11 protein-coding genes are annotated in these 14,359 nt (G+C 73.6%); 5 read left to right on the top strand and 6 right to left on the bottom strand.

The annotated features are described in order from the left end of the window. Positions 1-30: 30 nt before the first annotated feature. Positions 31-873, bottom strand: coding sequence for an exodeoxyribonuclease III (locus ABD284_RS11175; RefSeq protein ID WP_344142707.1), 843 nt, complete (start codon positions 871-873; stop codon positions 31-33). Between the two features lie 655 nt (positions 874-1,528). Here ABD284_RS11175 and ABD284_RS11170 point away from each other — a divergent pair. From ABD284_RS11170 to ABD284_RS11155, 4 genes are all read left to right on the top strand, one after another. After that, positions 1,529-2,254 (top strand): response regulator transcription factor, encoded by a 726-nt coding sequence (locus tag ABD284_RS11170; protein ID WP_344142706.1) that lies wholly within the window; start codon positions 1,529-1,531, stop codon positions 2,252-2,254. Beyond that, on the top strand, positions 2,255-3,673 hold the full coding sequence (locus ABD284_RS11165; RefSeq protein WP_344142704.1) for a sensor histidine kinase: 1,419 nt from the start codon (positions 2,255-2,257) through the stop codon (positions 3,671-3,673). Positions 3,674-3,806: 133 nt separating this feature from the next. Next, complete coding sequence (locus ABD284_RS11160) at positions 3,807-5,744, top strand: acyl-CoA dehydrogenase family protein (protein ID WP_344142702.1); 1,938 nt, start codon at positions 3,807-3,809, stop codon at positions 5,742-5,744. Positions 5,745-5,865: 121 nt separating this feature from the next. Further along, the gene (locus ABD284_RS11155) at positions 5,866-7,074 is read left to right on the top strand and encodes a winged helix-turn-helix domain-containing protein (RefSeq protein WP_344142701.1); all 1,209 of its coding nucleotides are present in this window, start codon (positions 5,866-5,868) and stop codon (positions 7,072-7,074) included. Between the two features lie 68 nt (positions 7,075-7,142). Here the strand turns inward: ABD284_RS11155 and ABD284_RS11150 are convergent, their stop codons facing one another. The 5 genes from ABD284_RS11150 to ABD284_RS11130 all read right to left on the bottom strand — a co-directional run bounded on the left by ABD284_RS11150 (position 7,143) and on the right by ABD284_RS11130 (position 12,988). Continuing rightward, positions 7,143-7,724, bottom strand: coding sequence for a GNAT family N-acetyltransferase (locus tag ABD284_RS11150; RefSeq protein WP_386698806.1), 582 nt, complete (start codon positions 7,722-7,724; stop codon positions 7,143-7,145). 57 nt (positions 7,725-7,781) lie between these two features. Next, positions 7,782-9,089 (bottom strand): RNA polymerase sigma factor, encoded by a 1,308-nt coding sequence (locus ABD284_RS11145; RefSeq protein ID WP_344142700.1) that lies wholly within the window; start codon positions 9,087-9,089, stop codon positions 7,782-7,784. A 7-nt stretch (positions 9,090-9,096) separates the two neighbouring features. Continuing rightward, positions 9,097-9,510, bottom strand: a complete 414-nt coding sequence (locus ABD284_RS11140; protein ID WP_344142838.1) for a YciI family protein — start codon at positions 9,508-9,510, stop codon at positions 9,097-9,099. Positions 9,511-9,684: 174 nt separating this feature from the next. Beyond that, complete coding sequence (locus tag ABD284_RS11135; protein ID WP_344142699.1) at positions 9,685-10,827, bottom strand: acetyl-CoA C-acetyltransferase; 1,143 nt, start codon at positions 10,825-10,827, stop codon at positions 9,685-9,687. A 112-nt stretch (positions 10,828-10,939) separates the two neighbouring features. Further along, positions 10,940-12,988, bottom strand: a complete 2,049-nt coding sequence (locus ABD284_RS11130) for a DHA2 family efflux MFS transporter permease subunit (protein WP_344142698.1) — start codon at positions 12,986-12,988, stop codon at positions 10,940-10,942. Positions 12,989-13,216: 228 nt separating this feature from the next. Here ABD284_RS11130 and ABD284_RS11125 point away from each other — a divergent pair, with 228 nt between their 5' ends. Next, on the top strand, positions 13,217-14,359 hold the full coding sequence (locus ABD284_RS11125) for an acyl-CoA dehydrogenase family protein (protein ID WP_344142697.1): 1,143 nt from the start codon (positions 13,217-13,219) through the stop codon (positions 14,357-14,359).

The following is a 14,359-nucleotide window of genomic DNA, read 5'->3' as shown; positions in this document are numbered from 1 at the left end:
CGCCCGGGCGTGCGGCCGCCGCAAGGCCGGTCAGGCGCCCGCCAGGCCCGCGGAGTCGGCCGCCGCGGACTCGTCCTCGGCTCCGCCGTCGAGGTCGACCATAACGGGTGCGTGGTCGGAGGCGCCCTTGCCCTTGCGCTCCTCGCGGTCGATCAGGGCGCCGGAGACGCGCGCGGCCAGCGCGGGCGAGGCCAGCACGAAGTCGATCCGCATGCCCTTGCGCTTGGGGAACGACAGCTGCTTGTAGTCCCAGTAGGTGTAGACGCCCGGACCGGGGGCGTAGGGGCGCACGACCTCGGTGAACCCGGCTTCGACGACGCTGGTGAACGCGTCGCGCTCGGGCTTGGTCACGTGCGTGCTGCCCTCGAACTCGGCCATGTCCCACACGTCGTCGTCCTGGGGAGCGACGTTGAAGTCGCCGCACAGCGCGATGCCGGCCTGCGGGTCCTCGGCCAGCCGCTCGGCGCCGTAGGCGCGCAGCGCCTCCAGCCAGCGCAGCTTGTAGGCGTAGTGGGGGTCGTCGATCTCGCGGCCGTTGGGCACGTACAGGCTCCACACCCGCACGCCGCCGCAGACGGCGCCCAGCGCCCGGGCCTCGGGCGCCTCGGGATCGCCCCAGCCGGGCTGGCCCGGGAAGCCGACCTGGACGTCCTCCAGCCCCACACGGGACAGGACCGCGACCCCGTTCCACTGCGACAGCCCGTGGTGGGCGACCTCGTAGCCGAGGTCGGTGAAGAGCTGGGTCGGGAACTGGTCGTCGCGGCACTTGGTCTCCTGCACGGCGGCGACGTCGACGTCGCTGCGCTGCAGCCACGCGGCGATCCGCTCGCCGCGTGCCCGGACACTGTTGACATTCCACGTCGCGATACGCACACCGCCAGGTTAGCGCGCGGGTATGACAGCACGCGCGCTCCCGAGGCGGCCGGTCACGGCAGCCGGCGAGGTGAGGGAGGGCGGGTGGCGGGTACGACCAGTCGACAGAAGAGGTCTCGGTGCGGCCGTCCTCCGCACCGAGACCTCTTTGCTTCGCGCGCAGCGCCGCCGCGCGCGACCGCCGCGGTTCCGCGGCGCCGGTACTCGATTTCCGTCGGTACCCGTTCGTGCCCAGTGAGACGGCCGGGACGCCCGTTCGGTTCGCCTCGGAGCGCACGAATCCTCGCGCCGCTGCGATTCGGAGGCGGATCCGCGGCGCGTTATCAGCGATTTCCCAGCGCGTGCTCTGCCGGGTCCCAGCACTCTGCGCCATGCTGGCGCCGGGCCGCCGGCCGAACTGGACCGCGCGGCCCGCCGCCACGCGCCTGCGCGCAACCCGGACGTGCGGGGTCGTGGCGGCGGCGGGGCGCCGGGCACGGCGCGCGCCCGGCGTCCCCGCCGGCAAGGCGCCCCGGGCGCCACCGCTTCTGGCTCTGTGCGAGTCTCGTACGCCGCAAACGCGCGGGACGCGCGAGCGTGTCACCGCGTCCCAGGCCTGCGGCATCATGGGAGTCCAGGCCGGAGACCGCTCCGGAACCGCTCAGAGGTGGAATGCATGCGTGAGACCGCGACACGCTCGCACGTACTGGTTATCGACGACGAGCCCAACATCCGCGACCTGGTGCAGGCGGCGCTGCGCTTCCACGGATTCAGCGTGGCGACCGGGGAGACGGGCGAGGCCTGCCTGGACATGGTGCGCGACCAGGGCGCCGACCTCATCGTGCTCGACGTGCTCCTGCCCGACATCAGCGGTTTCGAGGTCTGCCGTCAGCTGCGCGAATCCGGCGACGAGGTCCCCGTCATCTACCTCACCGCGCGCGACACGCCCTCCGACACCGTCACCGGGCTGTCGCTGGGCGGCGACGACTACGTCACCAAGCCGTTCTCCGTCGAGGCGCTGGTCGCGCGCGTGCACGCGCTGCTGCGCCGAACACGCCGCGACGACGGCGGGGGCGGCGAGTCCGACCGCACCGAGGGCGTGCTGCGGGTCGGCGACCTCGAACTCAACGAGCGCAGCTGGACCGTGCGGCGCGCCGGAGTTCCCATCGAGCTGTCGCCGACCGAGTTCCGGCTGCTCGCCTACCTGATGAGCAACGCGGGCCAGGTGCTGACCCGCGCGCAGCTGCTGGAGAACGTGTGGGGGTGGGACTACGCCGGACAGTCCCAGATCGTGGAGACCTACGTCAGCTACCTGCGCCGCAAGCTCGACCCGCTCGGGCCCGCCCTGATACACACCCAGCGCGGCGTCGGGTACGCCCTGCGCACCCGGGACAGCACCTAGATGACCTACCGGGGAGGACTGCGCTGGCGGCTGCTGGTCGGGCTGCTCGCGGTCACCGGCACCGGCCTGCTGGTGACCTGCGTCGTCGGCTTCCTCACGCTGCGAAGCTTCATCACCGAGCGCATCGACGCCCAGCTCCAGCTCACCGCCGAGCGCGCGATGGTCCGCCTGGACAACGACACCCCGCCGGCGGGCGTGGACGCGCCCAGCCCGTCCCCCTACTTCGTGGTCCTTCTCGACAGCTCCACCGGCCAGATCACCCAGGTCTACGGCGACAGCTACCGCGAGGACGTCGTGCTGGACCGCATCCGCGCCATACCGCTGGAGGACTGGCGCGACTACGCCTCGACCGGCGAGATCTTCGAGCTGGAAGGCGTCGACGCCAACGTCGCCCCCTACCGCGCGACGGTGCGGCTGCGCACCGACACGATCATGGTCGCCGGAGTGCCCACGGGCGACCGCGAGCAGTACCCCTGGCAGCTGGTGATGACCCAGCTGGTCACGGCCACCCTGCTACTGGGCGGGCTGACCCTGGCGGGCCGCTGGCTGATCGGCCGCGGCCTGCAGCCGCTCGACGACATGGCCACCACCGCCAACCGGATCAGCGTCGGCTCCGACATGTCGGTGCGGATGCCGGGCTCGGGCACCCACAGCGAGGCCGGGCGCCTGTCGCTGGCCATCAACACGATGCTGCAGCGCATCGAGGACGCGTTCGCCGCCCAGCGCGCCTCCGAGGAGCGGGTGCGCTCCTTCGCCGCCGACGCCTCCCACGAGCTGCGCACTCCGCTGACGACCATCCGGGGCTACGCCGAGCTGTACCGGCAGGGCGCCATCCCCGACGCCGAGCTGCCGGGGGCGATGGAGCGCATCGAGAACGAGTCGCAGCGCATGAGCCGGCTCGTCGCCGAGCTGCTGGAGCTGGCGCGGCTGGACCGCACCGGTTCGCTCCAGCACGGCGAGGCCGACCTGGCCGTGCTGTCCGAAGACGTCGTGCGCGACGCACGTGCCCTGGAGCCCCAGCGCGAGTTCGTCCTGGAGGCGCCCTCGGAGCTGTGGTGCGTCGCCGACGAGGCGCGGCTGCGCCAGATCCTGGCCAACCTGCTGGCCAACGTCCGCGAGCACACCCCCGGCAAGACGCCGGTCGCGGTGCGGCTGCGCGCCGAGGGCGAGTACGCGGTGCTGGAGGTGGCCGACCAGGGCCCCGGCATGGCCGCCGACGACCTGCGGCGCGCCTTCGACCGCTTCTACCGCGGCAACCGCACCCCGGGCAGCGGGAGCGGGCTGGGCCTGTCCATCGTGCAGGCGATCGCCGACGCGCACGGCGGCGACGTCGACCTCGACTCGGCACCCGGCCGGGGCACCACGGTGCGGGTGCGGATCCCGCTGCGCACACCGGACCGGGACCCGGACACGGACTGAGCCATGCGGCTCCGCGGCCCAGCGGCGCTCCGGGACGTCCGCCATGCTTCACGACACCTACCGACGGGTAGGAGCGTGGCACAGGACATGACGACCCCGGCGCGACGCTGTGCTGGTGAGGTGATCCGACGACATGACCGCGGTGAACCGCGAATCCGCTCCCGAGCACGTCGACGAGCGCCAGGCCCGCGCGGTGGCCGAGGCCGCCCGCGAGACCGAATGGCGCAGACCCAGCTTCGGCAAGGAGCTCTACCTCGGCCGACTGCGGCTGGACCTGGTCCACCCCTATCCGCGCCCCTCCGCCGAGACCGTGGAGGAGGGCGAGGCGTTCATCGCCCGGCTGCGCGACTTCTGCACCACCATCGACGCTCAGCGCATCGAGCGCGAGGAGCGCATCCCCGACGAGGTCATGCGCGGCCTCAAGGAGCTGGGGGCGCTGGGCATGAAGATCCCTAAGGCCTACGGCGGGCTCGGGCTGAGCCAGCTCTACTACAACCGGGCCCTGACCCTCGTCGGCTCGGTCTCCCCCGCCATCGGTGCGCTGCTGTCGGCGCACCAGTCCATCGGCGTCCCCCAGCCGCTGCGGATGTTCGGCACCGAGGAGCAGAAGCGCGCGTTCCTGCCGCGCTGCGCCACCACCGACATCAGCGCGTTCCTGCTGACCGAGCCCGACGTGGGCAGCGACCCGGCGCGGCTGCACTGCACCGCCACGCCCACCGACGACGGCTCGGCCTACCTGCTCGACGGCGTGAAGCTGTGGACCACCAACGGCGTGGTGGCCGACCTGCTGGTGGTCATGGCGCGGGTGCCCGAGAGCGAGGGGCACCGCGGCGGGATCACCGCCTTCGTCGTCGAAGCCGGCTCCGAGGGCATCACCGTCGAGAACCGCAACCGGTTTATGGGCCTGCGCGGCCTGGAGAACGGCGTCACCCGCTTCCACCGGGTGCGCGTCCCCATCGAGAACCGGATCGGCGGAGAGGGCAAGGGCCTCAAGATCGCGCTTTCGACGCTGAACACCGGGCGGCTGTCGCTTCCGGCGATGTGCGTAGGCGCCGGCAAGTGGTGCACCAAGATCGCCCGCGAGTGGTCGCGCGAGCGCGTGCAGTGGGGCCGGGCGGTGGGCCGCCACGAGGAGGTCGCCAAGAAGGTGGCCTTCATCAGCGCCACCACCTACGCGATGACCGCCATGCTGGATCTGTCCAGCCAGTTCGCCGACGACGAGCGCAACGACATCCGCATCGAGGCGGCCATCGCCAAGCTGTGGTGCTCGGAGATGGCCTCGCGGGTCGCCGACGAGCTGGTGCAGCTGCGCGGCGGCCGGGGCTACGAGACCGCCGACTCGCTGGCGGCGCGCGGCGAACGCGGCATCCCCGCCGAGCAGACGCTGCGCGACCTGCGCATCAACCGGATCTTCGAGGGTTCCACGGAGATCATGCACCTGCTCATCGCCCGTGAGGCGGTCGACGCCCACCTGTCGGTGGCGGGCGACATCATCGACCCCGAGGCCGACCCGCGGGCCAAGGCCCGCGCCTTCGCGAAGGCGAGCGGCTTCTACGCGGCGTGGCTGCCCACGCTGGTGGTCGGCGAGGGGCAGCGCCCCGGCTCCTTCGGCGAGTTCGGCCCGCTGGCCGAGCACCTGCGCTACGTCGAACGCGCCTCCCGCAAGCTGGCGCGGTCCACCTTCTACGGGATGTCGCGCTGGCAGGGGCGGTTGGAGAACAAGCAGGGCTTCCTGGGCCGGGTCGTCGACATCGGCGCCGAGCTGTTCGCGATGAGCGCCGCGGTGGTGCGGGCCCAGCGCGACCTGGAGGACACTCCCGAGCGCGGCCGGGGCGCCTACGAGCTGGCCGACGCCTTCTGCCGCCAGTCCCGCCTGCGCGTCGACGCGCTGTTCACCGCGCTGTGGGCCAACACCGACGACATCGACGGCAAGCTCAGCCGCCGCGTCCTCGACGACCACTACACCTGGTTGGAGGAGGGCGTCGTCGACCCCTCCACCCCGGGGCCGCTCATCGCCCGCGCCGAGCCCGGCCCCTCGGCCAAGGACGACGTGCACCGCAGGATGGGCTGAGAAGAGGCACGGCCCGCCGTCCGTCGCGGGACGGCGGGCGCGGCCGTGCCGCCGCCCGCCGACCCCCGGCCGCACACGGCGGCCGCGGAAACGTCTCAGGGCCCGAGTAGCCTCGGGACACATGTACGACACAGCGCCACCGCACCCCCGCCGCGACTCCGTGCTCTCCGCGGCGCAGGCGCGCCGGGTCGCACTCGCGGCCCAGGGGTTCGCCGACCGGCCGCCCTCCGGCGCGCCCACGGCCCGCCACCTCCAGCGGGTGATCGACCGGGTCGGGGTCATCCAGATCGACAGCGTGAACGTGCTCGCCCGCAGCCAGTACCTTCCCGTGTTCGCGCGGCTGGGCGGTTACGACCCCGCCCTGCTGGACCGCGCCGCCACCCGGCGCGGCGGTCGGCTGGTGGAGTACTGGGCGCACGAGGCCAGCCTGATCCCGCCGACCACCCACCGGCTGCTGCGCTGGCGCATGGCGCGCGCCCGCGACGAGGCGTGGGGCGCCATACGGCGCGCTGCCGACGACCACCCCGGCCTCGTCAAGGCCGTGCGCGACGAGGTCGAGCGCAGCGGCCCGGCCACGGCCCGGCGGATCGAGGAGGCGCTGGAGCACGGCGCCGACCGCCCGCGTGAGCACTGGGGGTGGAACTGGTCGCTGGTCAAGCGGGCGCTGGAGTTCCTGTTCTGGGCGGGCGAGATCACCACCGACGGCCGCACGGTGCAGTTCGAGCGCCGCTACGACCTCGCCGAGCGGGTGCTCCCGGCCGCCGTCCGCGACGCACCCGATCCCGATCCGGCGCAGGCGCGGCGCGAGCTGATGGCCATCGCCGCGCGCGCCCACGGGGTCGGCACCGAGGTCTGCCTGCGCGACTACTTCCGGCTCGGCGCCGCCGAGGCCCGCACCGCACTGGCCGAGCTGGTCGAGTCCGGCGAGGTGGTGCCCGTCGGCGTCGCCGGGTGGCAGCGTCCCGCCTACCTGCACCGCGACGCCCGCATCCCGCGCAGGATCGGCGCCCGCGCGCTGCTGAGCCCGTTCGACTCGCTGGTGTGGGAGCGATCGCGCGCCGAGGCGCTGTTCGGATTCCGCTACCGGCTGGAGATCTACGTTCCCGAGGCCAAGCGGGTGCACGGCTACTACGTGCTGCCCTTCCTGCTGGGCGAGGACCTGGTGGCGCGCGTCGACCTCAAGGCCGACCGCCGCGCCGGACGGCTGCTGGTACGGCGCACCACGCTCGAGGAGTCCGCTCCGAGCGAGACCGCCGACGCGCTGCACGCCGAGCTGGAGCGCATGGCGGCGTGGCTGGGCCTGGCCGAGGGCGTGCACTACGAGGGCTGAACCGGCCGCTCCGGCCGCTGCGCAGCGCCGGCGGGGGCGCTCACGGGCAGGCCCGCCGGGGCGCGCGTTCAACCGCCGAGCGGTGCACTCAGCTCCTTGGCCAGCTCCTCGAATACCAGGTCGTCGCGCTTGGGCAGGCCGAACCGCTCGTCGCCGTAGGGGAACGGAGCGGTGCCGCCGGTGCGCCGGTATCCGCGGCGCTCGTACCAGGCGATGAGGTCCGCGCGCTGGCGCAGCACCGTCATACGCATGCTCGTGCAGCCCATCTCCTCGGCCGCCGTCCGCTCGGCCTCGGCGAGCACGCTCCCGCCCAGCCCGCCGCCCTGGGCGCCGGGCCGCACCGCGAACATGCCGAAGTAGGCCGACCCGTCGCCGCCGCCGACGACCTCGCAGCAGGCCGCCGGCCGCCCGTCGCGCTCGGCGACGAGCACGCGGGCGCCGGGCCGGGCCAGCGCCTCGGCGATCTGCCCGGAGTCCACGCGCTGTCCGCCCAGCAGGTCGGCCTCGGTGGTCCATCCCTGCCGCGAGGCGCCGCCGCGGTAGGCGGAGTTCACCAGCTCAACGAGTGCCGATACGTCGCCTTCAGCGGCGTCGCGGAAGACGATCCCGCCGCCGTCGCCGCGCGCCCCCGACCGCTCCCCGACCCGCACGTCGGACTCCTCTCGCTCAAGCACCGCCCCACTCTACTGCGCGGCCGTCCGGGCTTCTCAGCGCGCCGGCGGCCCGGCGCCGCCCGCCCGCGCCGCCCGGGTGTGCAGGTAGCGCTGCTGCTGGAGGCTGGAGGTGAGCCGGGCGGCGGCCAGGTAGTGCTCGCGGGCCCCGGCCGTGTCGCCGGCCATGGCCAGCAGGTGCGCGCGGACGGCGGGCAGCCGGTGGTCGCCGCCCAGCCGCCCTTCGGCCTCGATCCCGTCGAGGACGGGCAGCGCGGTGTCCGGGCCGCGGACCATGGCCAGGGCGACGGCGCGGTTGAGCGCGACGACGGGGTTGTCCGACACCCCCATCAGCACCTCGTAGAGCGCGAGGATCTGCGGCCAGTCCGTCTCCTCGGCGCTGGGCGCCTCGTCGTGCACCGCGCTGATGGCGGCCTGCAGCTGGTAGGGCCCCACCTCGCCGCGGGAGCGGGAGCGGTTCAGCGCCGCGGTCACCAGCTCGACCCCTTCGGCGACGAGCCCGGTGTCCCACAGGCCGCGGTCCTGCTCGTCCATCGGGACCAGCGTGCCGTCGGGGGCGGTCCGGGCGGGCCGGCGCGCGTCGGTGAGCAGCATCAGCGCGAGCAGGCCCGCGGCCTCGCTGTCGCCGGGCAGCAGCCGGTGCACGATGCGCGCCAGTCGGATGGCCTCGGCGGCCAGGTCGGTGCGCTGCAGGCTGGGCCCCGAGGTGGCGGCGTATCCCTCGTTGAAGACCAGGTAGAGGACGTGCAGGACGGCGCGCAGCCGCGCGGGCCGCTCGTCGGGCGGCGGAACGGCGAACGGGACGCCGCTGTCGGCGATGCGACGCTTGGCGCGGCTGATGCGCCGTGTCATGGCCGCCTCGGGAACGAGGAAGGCCCGGGCGATCTCGGCGGTGGCCAGACCGCCGACCGCGCGCAGGCTGAGCGCGATCTGCGAGGCCGGGGTCAGCGCCGGGTGGCAGCACAGGAAGAGCACGGTCAGCGTGTCGTCGCCGTCGGCCGCCGCCCCCGCGGCGCTGCGGTCGGCTCCCGGTGCGGTTCCGGCGCCGGGCACGAGGCGGCGCGCGGCCGTCTCCTCCCGGCGCCGGCGCGCCTGTTCGCTGCGCAGCAGGTCGGTGAGCCGGCGGGACGCGGCGGTGATCAGCCAGGCGCGCGGGTCGTCCGGCACGCCCTTCGACGGCCACTGCACGGCGGCCGCCAGCAGCGCCTCCTGCACGGCGTCCTCGGCCGCGTCGAAGTGTCCGTAGCGGCGCACGACCGCACCGAGGACCTGCGGCGTGAGGCGGCGCAGCAGGTCTTCGGGCGGGTGCGCCGCGTCCGCCGACGCGGTCCGGAATCCGACCACGGGACGGTCATCCCTCCGGCATGGGCGGCGCCTCGTCGATGGGGCGCACGTCCACGTACCAGGTCTTGCCGGGCCGGGCGCCCTCGGGGTGCGGGGTGTCCGCCAGCTGCGCCGCGATCTCGGTCGCCCGGTCGAAGCTTGCGCAGTCGACGATGGTGAACCCCGCGAGGACCTCCTGCGTCTCGGCGTAGGGGCCGTCGGTGACGACCGGCGCACCCTCCTTGCCCTCGACCCGGCGGGTGTGCACGGGCGCGCTCAGCCCGTGGCCGTCGACGAACTCGCCGGATTCGACGAGGTTCTGGTTCCACCGCCCCATGAACTCGTGCAGGGCCGCGACGTCCTGCTCGGACCACGGCGGCGTGTCGCCCGGCTTTCCGGTGAGGACGTCGTAGTCCTGCTGCGAGCCGTAGAGCATGATCATGTACTTCACGGGTCTCACCCCTGTCCGACCGGCACCCGCCTCTCGGGTGCCTTCTACCCGCGACGTCGGAGCCGGCCTCCCGTTCCGGACACGCCGCGGATGTTTTTACGCAACCTCGCGGCGAGGGACGGCCGACGGCGTGTGCTGGCCGCTGCGGGCGGCACACGCCGGGGGCTACACGCGTTCGACGATGGTGACGTTGGCCTGGCCGCCGCCCTCGCACATGGTCTGGAGGCCGTAGCGGCCGCCCGTGCGGCGGAGCTCGTGGACGAGCTTGGTCATCAGCACCGATCCGGTGGCGCCGAGGGGGTGGCCCATGGCGATGGCGCCGCCGTTGGGGTTGGTCGTGGCGGGGTCGGCGCCCAGCTCCTGCGTCCAGGCCATCGGGACGGGGGCGAAGGCCTCGTTGATCTCGGTGACGTCGATGTCGCCGATGCCCAGCCCGGCCTTCTTCAGCGCCGCGCGGGTGGCGGGGATGGGGGCGGTGAGCATGTAGACGGGGTCGTCGCCCATCAGGGCCAGCTGGACGATCCGGGCCATCGGCCGCAGCCCGTGGCGCTCCACCGCGCGCTCGGAGGCGATCAGCAGCGCACCCGCGCCCACGGAGACCTGGCTGGCCACGGCGGCCGTCAGCGCCCAGCCCTCGCGCAGCGGGTCCAGCGCGGCCATCTTCTCCAGCGTGGTGTCGGGGCGCACGCCCTCGTCCCGGGAGACGCCGGCCAGCGGTGCGACCTCGTCGTCGAAGCGGCCGGCGTCGCGGGCGGCGGCCGCCCGTCGGTGGCTCTCCAGCGAGTAGTGCTCCAGGTCCTCGCGGCTGTAGCCCCACTTCTCGGCCATCAGCTGCGCGCCGCGGAACTGCGAGATCTCCTGGTCGCCGTAGCGCTTGGCCCAGCCCTCGCCGAACAGGGACAGCCCGGCGTCGATGGCGAACTTCGCGTTGGCTCCCATGGGGACCATGCCCATGTTCTCCACGCCCGAGGCGACGACGAGGTCCTGGGTGCCCGACATGACGCCCTGGGCGGCGAAGTGCACGGCCTGCTGGGACGAGCCGCACTGCCGGTCGATGGTGACGCCGGCGGTGGTCTCGGGCAGGCCCGCCGACAGCCAGGCGGTGCGCGCGAGGTCGAGGGCCTGCGGGCCGACCTGGCTCACGCAGCCCATCACCACGTCCTCGACCGCCTCGGGGTCCGCACCGGTGCGGTCCATCAGCTCCTTGAGGACGTGTGCACCCAGGTCGGCCGGGTGCACGCCCGCCAGGGCGCCCTTCTTCGTGCCTACCGGGGTCCGGACGGCCCCGACGATGTATGCCTCAGCCACTGTGCCCTCCTGGGGAGGCTGCGGTGCTCCGCAGCGTGTCGGTCCTCAACCGAACCATATTCGGTTTCGGTGTCCAGGCAAGGCCCCGGGGCGCACCCGTCCGCCTCGGCGTTCACCGGCCCCGGACCGGTCTGAGCCGCGGCCCTTCGGCGGCGAGGGCGGCGTCCTCCTCGTCACCGAGGGAGTCCCGGGCGACGTCGCGCAGCACCCCGGCGAGCTCGGAGCGGTCCTTCTCGGAGAGGTCGGCCAGCGCCGTGCGTACCGCGCGCTCCTGGGCGCCGACGAGCCGCAGCGCCACCGCGCGCCCGTTCCCGTTCAGCCGCCACGCGCCGTCGCCGGACTCGGCGAGCAGGTCCGCGCGGTGCAGCTCCTCGTGTACCGGCACCAGGCCCGCCTCAGGGCGGCGACACAGCCGCGCCAGGTCCGCACCGGGGAGCGCGCCGGTGGCCGCGATGTGGGTGACGGTCCAGCACGCCGCGGGCGAGAGCTCGACGCCGGCCGCCGCGGCCAGCCGCTCGTACATCCGGCGCGGCTCCGCGGCTCCCGCCGCCCGGTAGGCCGCGGCCTCGACGCGGTCCAGCGGTTCGCGGGCGGTCGCCACGGGCGGCAGCGCCTCGTCCAGGTCGGGTGTGGCGATCGTGCTGCGCAGCGGGACCTCCTTGAGGAGCAGCGCGAACACGACCGCCGCGACGGCCACGGGCACCGTGGAGAGGAACACCGTGCCGACCGCGCCGGCGTAGGCGTTCAGCAGGTCCGCCTGGGTACCCGGCGCCAGCGCGTCCAGCGCGCCCGGGTCGGTCTCCAGCCGCTCGACCGAGACCCCCTGCGGCAGGTCCCCGCCGGCGGCGCGCTCGCGCAGGTCGGCGGCGAGCCGCCCGGCGAGGACCGAGCCGAACACCGCGGTGCCGATCGACCCCCCGATGGATCGGAAGAAGGTGCCGGTCGAGGTGGCCGCGCCCAGGTCGCGGAAGTCCACGGCGTTCTGCACGGCGGTCAGCACCACCTGCATCACCACGCCCAGACCGCAGCCCAGCAGCAGGAGGTACAGGCTCATCAGCGCGCCCGGGGTCTGCGGGCCCAGCGTGGACAGGAGCCCGAGCGCGACCGCGACCACCGCCATGCCCGCCACGGGGTAGGCCGCGTAGCGGCCGGTGTAGGTGATCGGCCGACCGGAGGCCACGGCGGTGACCAGCATCCCCAGGACCATCGGCAGCAGGTGCAGGCCCGAGGCCGTCGGCGAGTAGCCGTGCACCGCCTGCAGGAACAGCGGCAGGTAGGCCATCGCGCCCATCATCGCGAACCCTGCGCAGGCCAGCACCGCCGCGCCCGCCGCCACCGTGCGGTGCCTGAACAGCTCCAGCGGCATCACCGGATCGGCGGCCCGGCGCGCGCCGGCGAACCACAGCACCGCCAGCACGGCGGCGGCGCCGACCAGCCCGAGCACCATCGGCGAGGTCCACGGGTAGAGGCCGCCGCCCCAGGCGGCGACCAGCGTGAGGCACACCGCGGCACCCGCCGGAAGCAGGGTTCCCGCGTAGTCGATCCGGCGCCGCTCGCGCCCGCCGGCGGCCGCGGGCAGCGCCAGCAGCACGGCGGTGAAGGCGAGCAGGCCCAGCGGAAGGTTGATGTAGAACACCCAGCGCCAGCTCAGGTGGTCCACGAACAGCCCGCCCAGCAGCGGACCGGCCACGGCGGCGGCACCGAAAGAGGCGCCGAAGAGCCCGCGGTACCCGCCGCGCTCGCGCGGCGGGGCGATGTCGCCCACGATCGCCATGGCCAGCGCCATGAGTCCTCCCCCGCCGATGCCCTGCAGCGCGCGGAAGCCGATCAGCTGCGGCATCGACTGCGCGGCGCCGCACAGCGCCGAGCCGGCGAGGAAGATCAGGATGCAGGCCAAGAAGAGGTTCTTGCGGCCGTACCGGTCGCCGAGCCTTCCCCACAGCGGGGCACTCGCGGTCACGGCCAGCAGGTAGGCGGTGATCACCCAGGACAGGTGGTTGAGGCCGCCGAGGTCGCCGACGACGGCGGGCAGCGCGGTGGCGACGATGGTCTGGTCCAGGGCCGCCGGCACCACGGCGAGCAGCAGCGCGGTCATCACCAGGACGATGCCGCTCCCCTGCCGCTCGTTCCGCTCACGCTGCTGCGCTACGTGTCTACCCATCGTGGCCCCCTGATCGGCGCCGGAACACAGGCACGTGCGTCGCTGTGTGGCGGGCAGCCTAGGCAGCGCACCGGCTGCGGGACGCGCCGCCGGGCGGGCACTGCACCGGACTTTGCGGAACTTTCATCCGCCGCCGCCGCACCGAATCGTGTTCGGTTACGGTGGTGCTGCGTGCGGGACGCGGGCGCGCGGCACCGCGCAGCCCGCTGGACGACAAGGAGGCGGCCCATGCAACGGGAGCTCTTCGAAACCGAGCACGACCTCTTCCGCGAGTCGGTGGCCGAGTTCCTCAAGCGCGAGGTGGTCCCGCACCACGAGGCGTGGGAGAAGGACGGCATCGTGCCCCGCGAGGTGTGGACCAAGGCCGGCGAGGTCGGCCTGCTCGGGCTCGGCGTCCCCGAGTCCTACGGCGGTTCGGGCGTCGTGGACTTCCGCTTCAACGCCGTCGTCGACGAGGAGGTCTGCCGCGTCGGCGCCAGCGGCCTCGGGTTCGGCCTGCAGAACGACGTCATCGCGCCCTACATGGTGCACCTGACCACCGAGGAGCAGCGCCGCCGCTGGCTGCCCGGGTTCGCCTCCGGCGAGCTGATCACCGCGATCGCCATGACCGAGCCCGGCGCGGGCAGCGACCTGCAGGGCATCAGCACCTCCGCGGTGCGCGACGGCCACGACTACGTGCTCAACGGGCAGAAGACGTTCATCACCAACGGGATCAACTCCGACCTGGTCATCGTTGTGGCGCGGACCGATCCCGAGGCCGGGGCGCACGGACTGTCCCTGCTGGCCGTCGAGCGGGGCATGCCCGGCTTCGAGCGCGGCCGCAACCTCGCCAAGATCGGGCTGAAGGCGCAGGACACCGCCGAGCTGTCGTTCACCGACGTGCGGGTGCCCGCGGCCAACCTGATCGGCCGGGAGAACAACGGGTTCGCGCATCTGATGGAGAACCTGCCCCAGGAGCGGCTGTCGATCGCCGTGGCGGCCACCGCCGGGGCCGAGGCCGTGCTCGCCGAGACGATCGCCTACTGCAAGGACCGCACCGCTTTCGGGCGTCCGATCGGGAAGTTCCAGAACACCCGTTTCGTACTGGCCGAGTTGGCGACCGAGGCGGATCTCGCCCGCACCTACGTCGACCGGGCGATCACGCTGCTCAACCGCGGCGAGCTGACCGTGGAGGACGCCGCCAAGGCGAAATGGTGGACGACCGAGTTCGCGAACCGGGTCATGGACCGGTGCCTGCAACTGCACGGCGGGTACGGGTACATGATGGAATACCCCGTGGCGAAGGCATGGCAGGACGCCAGGATCCAGTCGATCTTCGGCGGCACGACCGAGATCATGAAGGAGATCGTGGGTCGCTCGCTGGGCCTGTAG

Origin of the sequence: Streptomonospora arabica (assembly GCF_039531585.1) — a bacterium.
GTDB lineage: Bacteria > Actinomycetota > Actinomycetes > Streptosporangiales > Streptosporangiaceae > Streptomonospora > Streptomonospora halophila.
This window is presented reverse-complemented; position numbering and strand designations above follow the sequence as displayed.

Excerpts from the sequence above, each read along its gene's own strand:
- ABD284_RS11125 (WP_344142697.1), top strand. The coding sequence starts at position 13,217 with ATGCAACGGGAGCTCTTCGAAACCGAGCACGACCTCTTCCGCGAGTCG.
- ABD284_RS11165 (WP_344142704.1), top strand. The coding sequence starts at position 2,255 with ATGACCTACCGGGGAGGACTGCGCTGGCGGCTGCTGGTCGGGCTGCTC.
- ABD284_RS11140 (WP_344142838.1), bottom strand. The coding sequence starts at position 9,510 with ATGATCATGCTCTACGGCTCGCAGCAGGACTACGACGTCCTCACCGGA.
- ABD284_RS11130 (WP_344142698.1), bottom strand. The coding sequence starts at position 12,988 with ATGGGTAGACACGTAGCGCAGCAGCGTGAGCGGAACGAGCGGCAGGGG.
- ABD284_RS11155 (WP_344142701.1), top strand. The coding sequence starts at position 5,866 with ATGTACGACACAGCGCCACCGCACCCCCGCCGCGACTCCGTGCTCTCC.
- ABD284_RS11170 (WP_344142706.1), top strand. The coding sequence starts at position 1,529 with ATGCGTGAGACCGCGACACGCTCGCACGTACTGGTTATCGACGACGAG.
- ABD284_RS11160 (WP_344142702.1), top strand. The coding sequence starts at position 3,807 with ATGACCGCGGTGAACCGCGAATCCGCTCCCGAGCACGTCGACGAGCGC.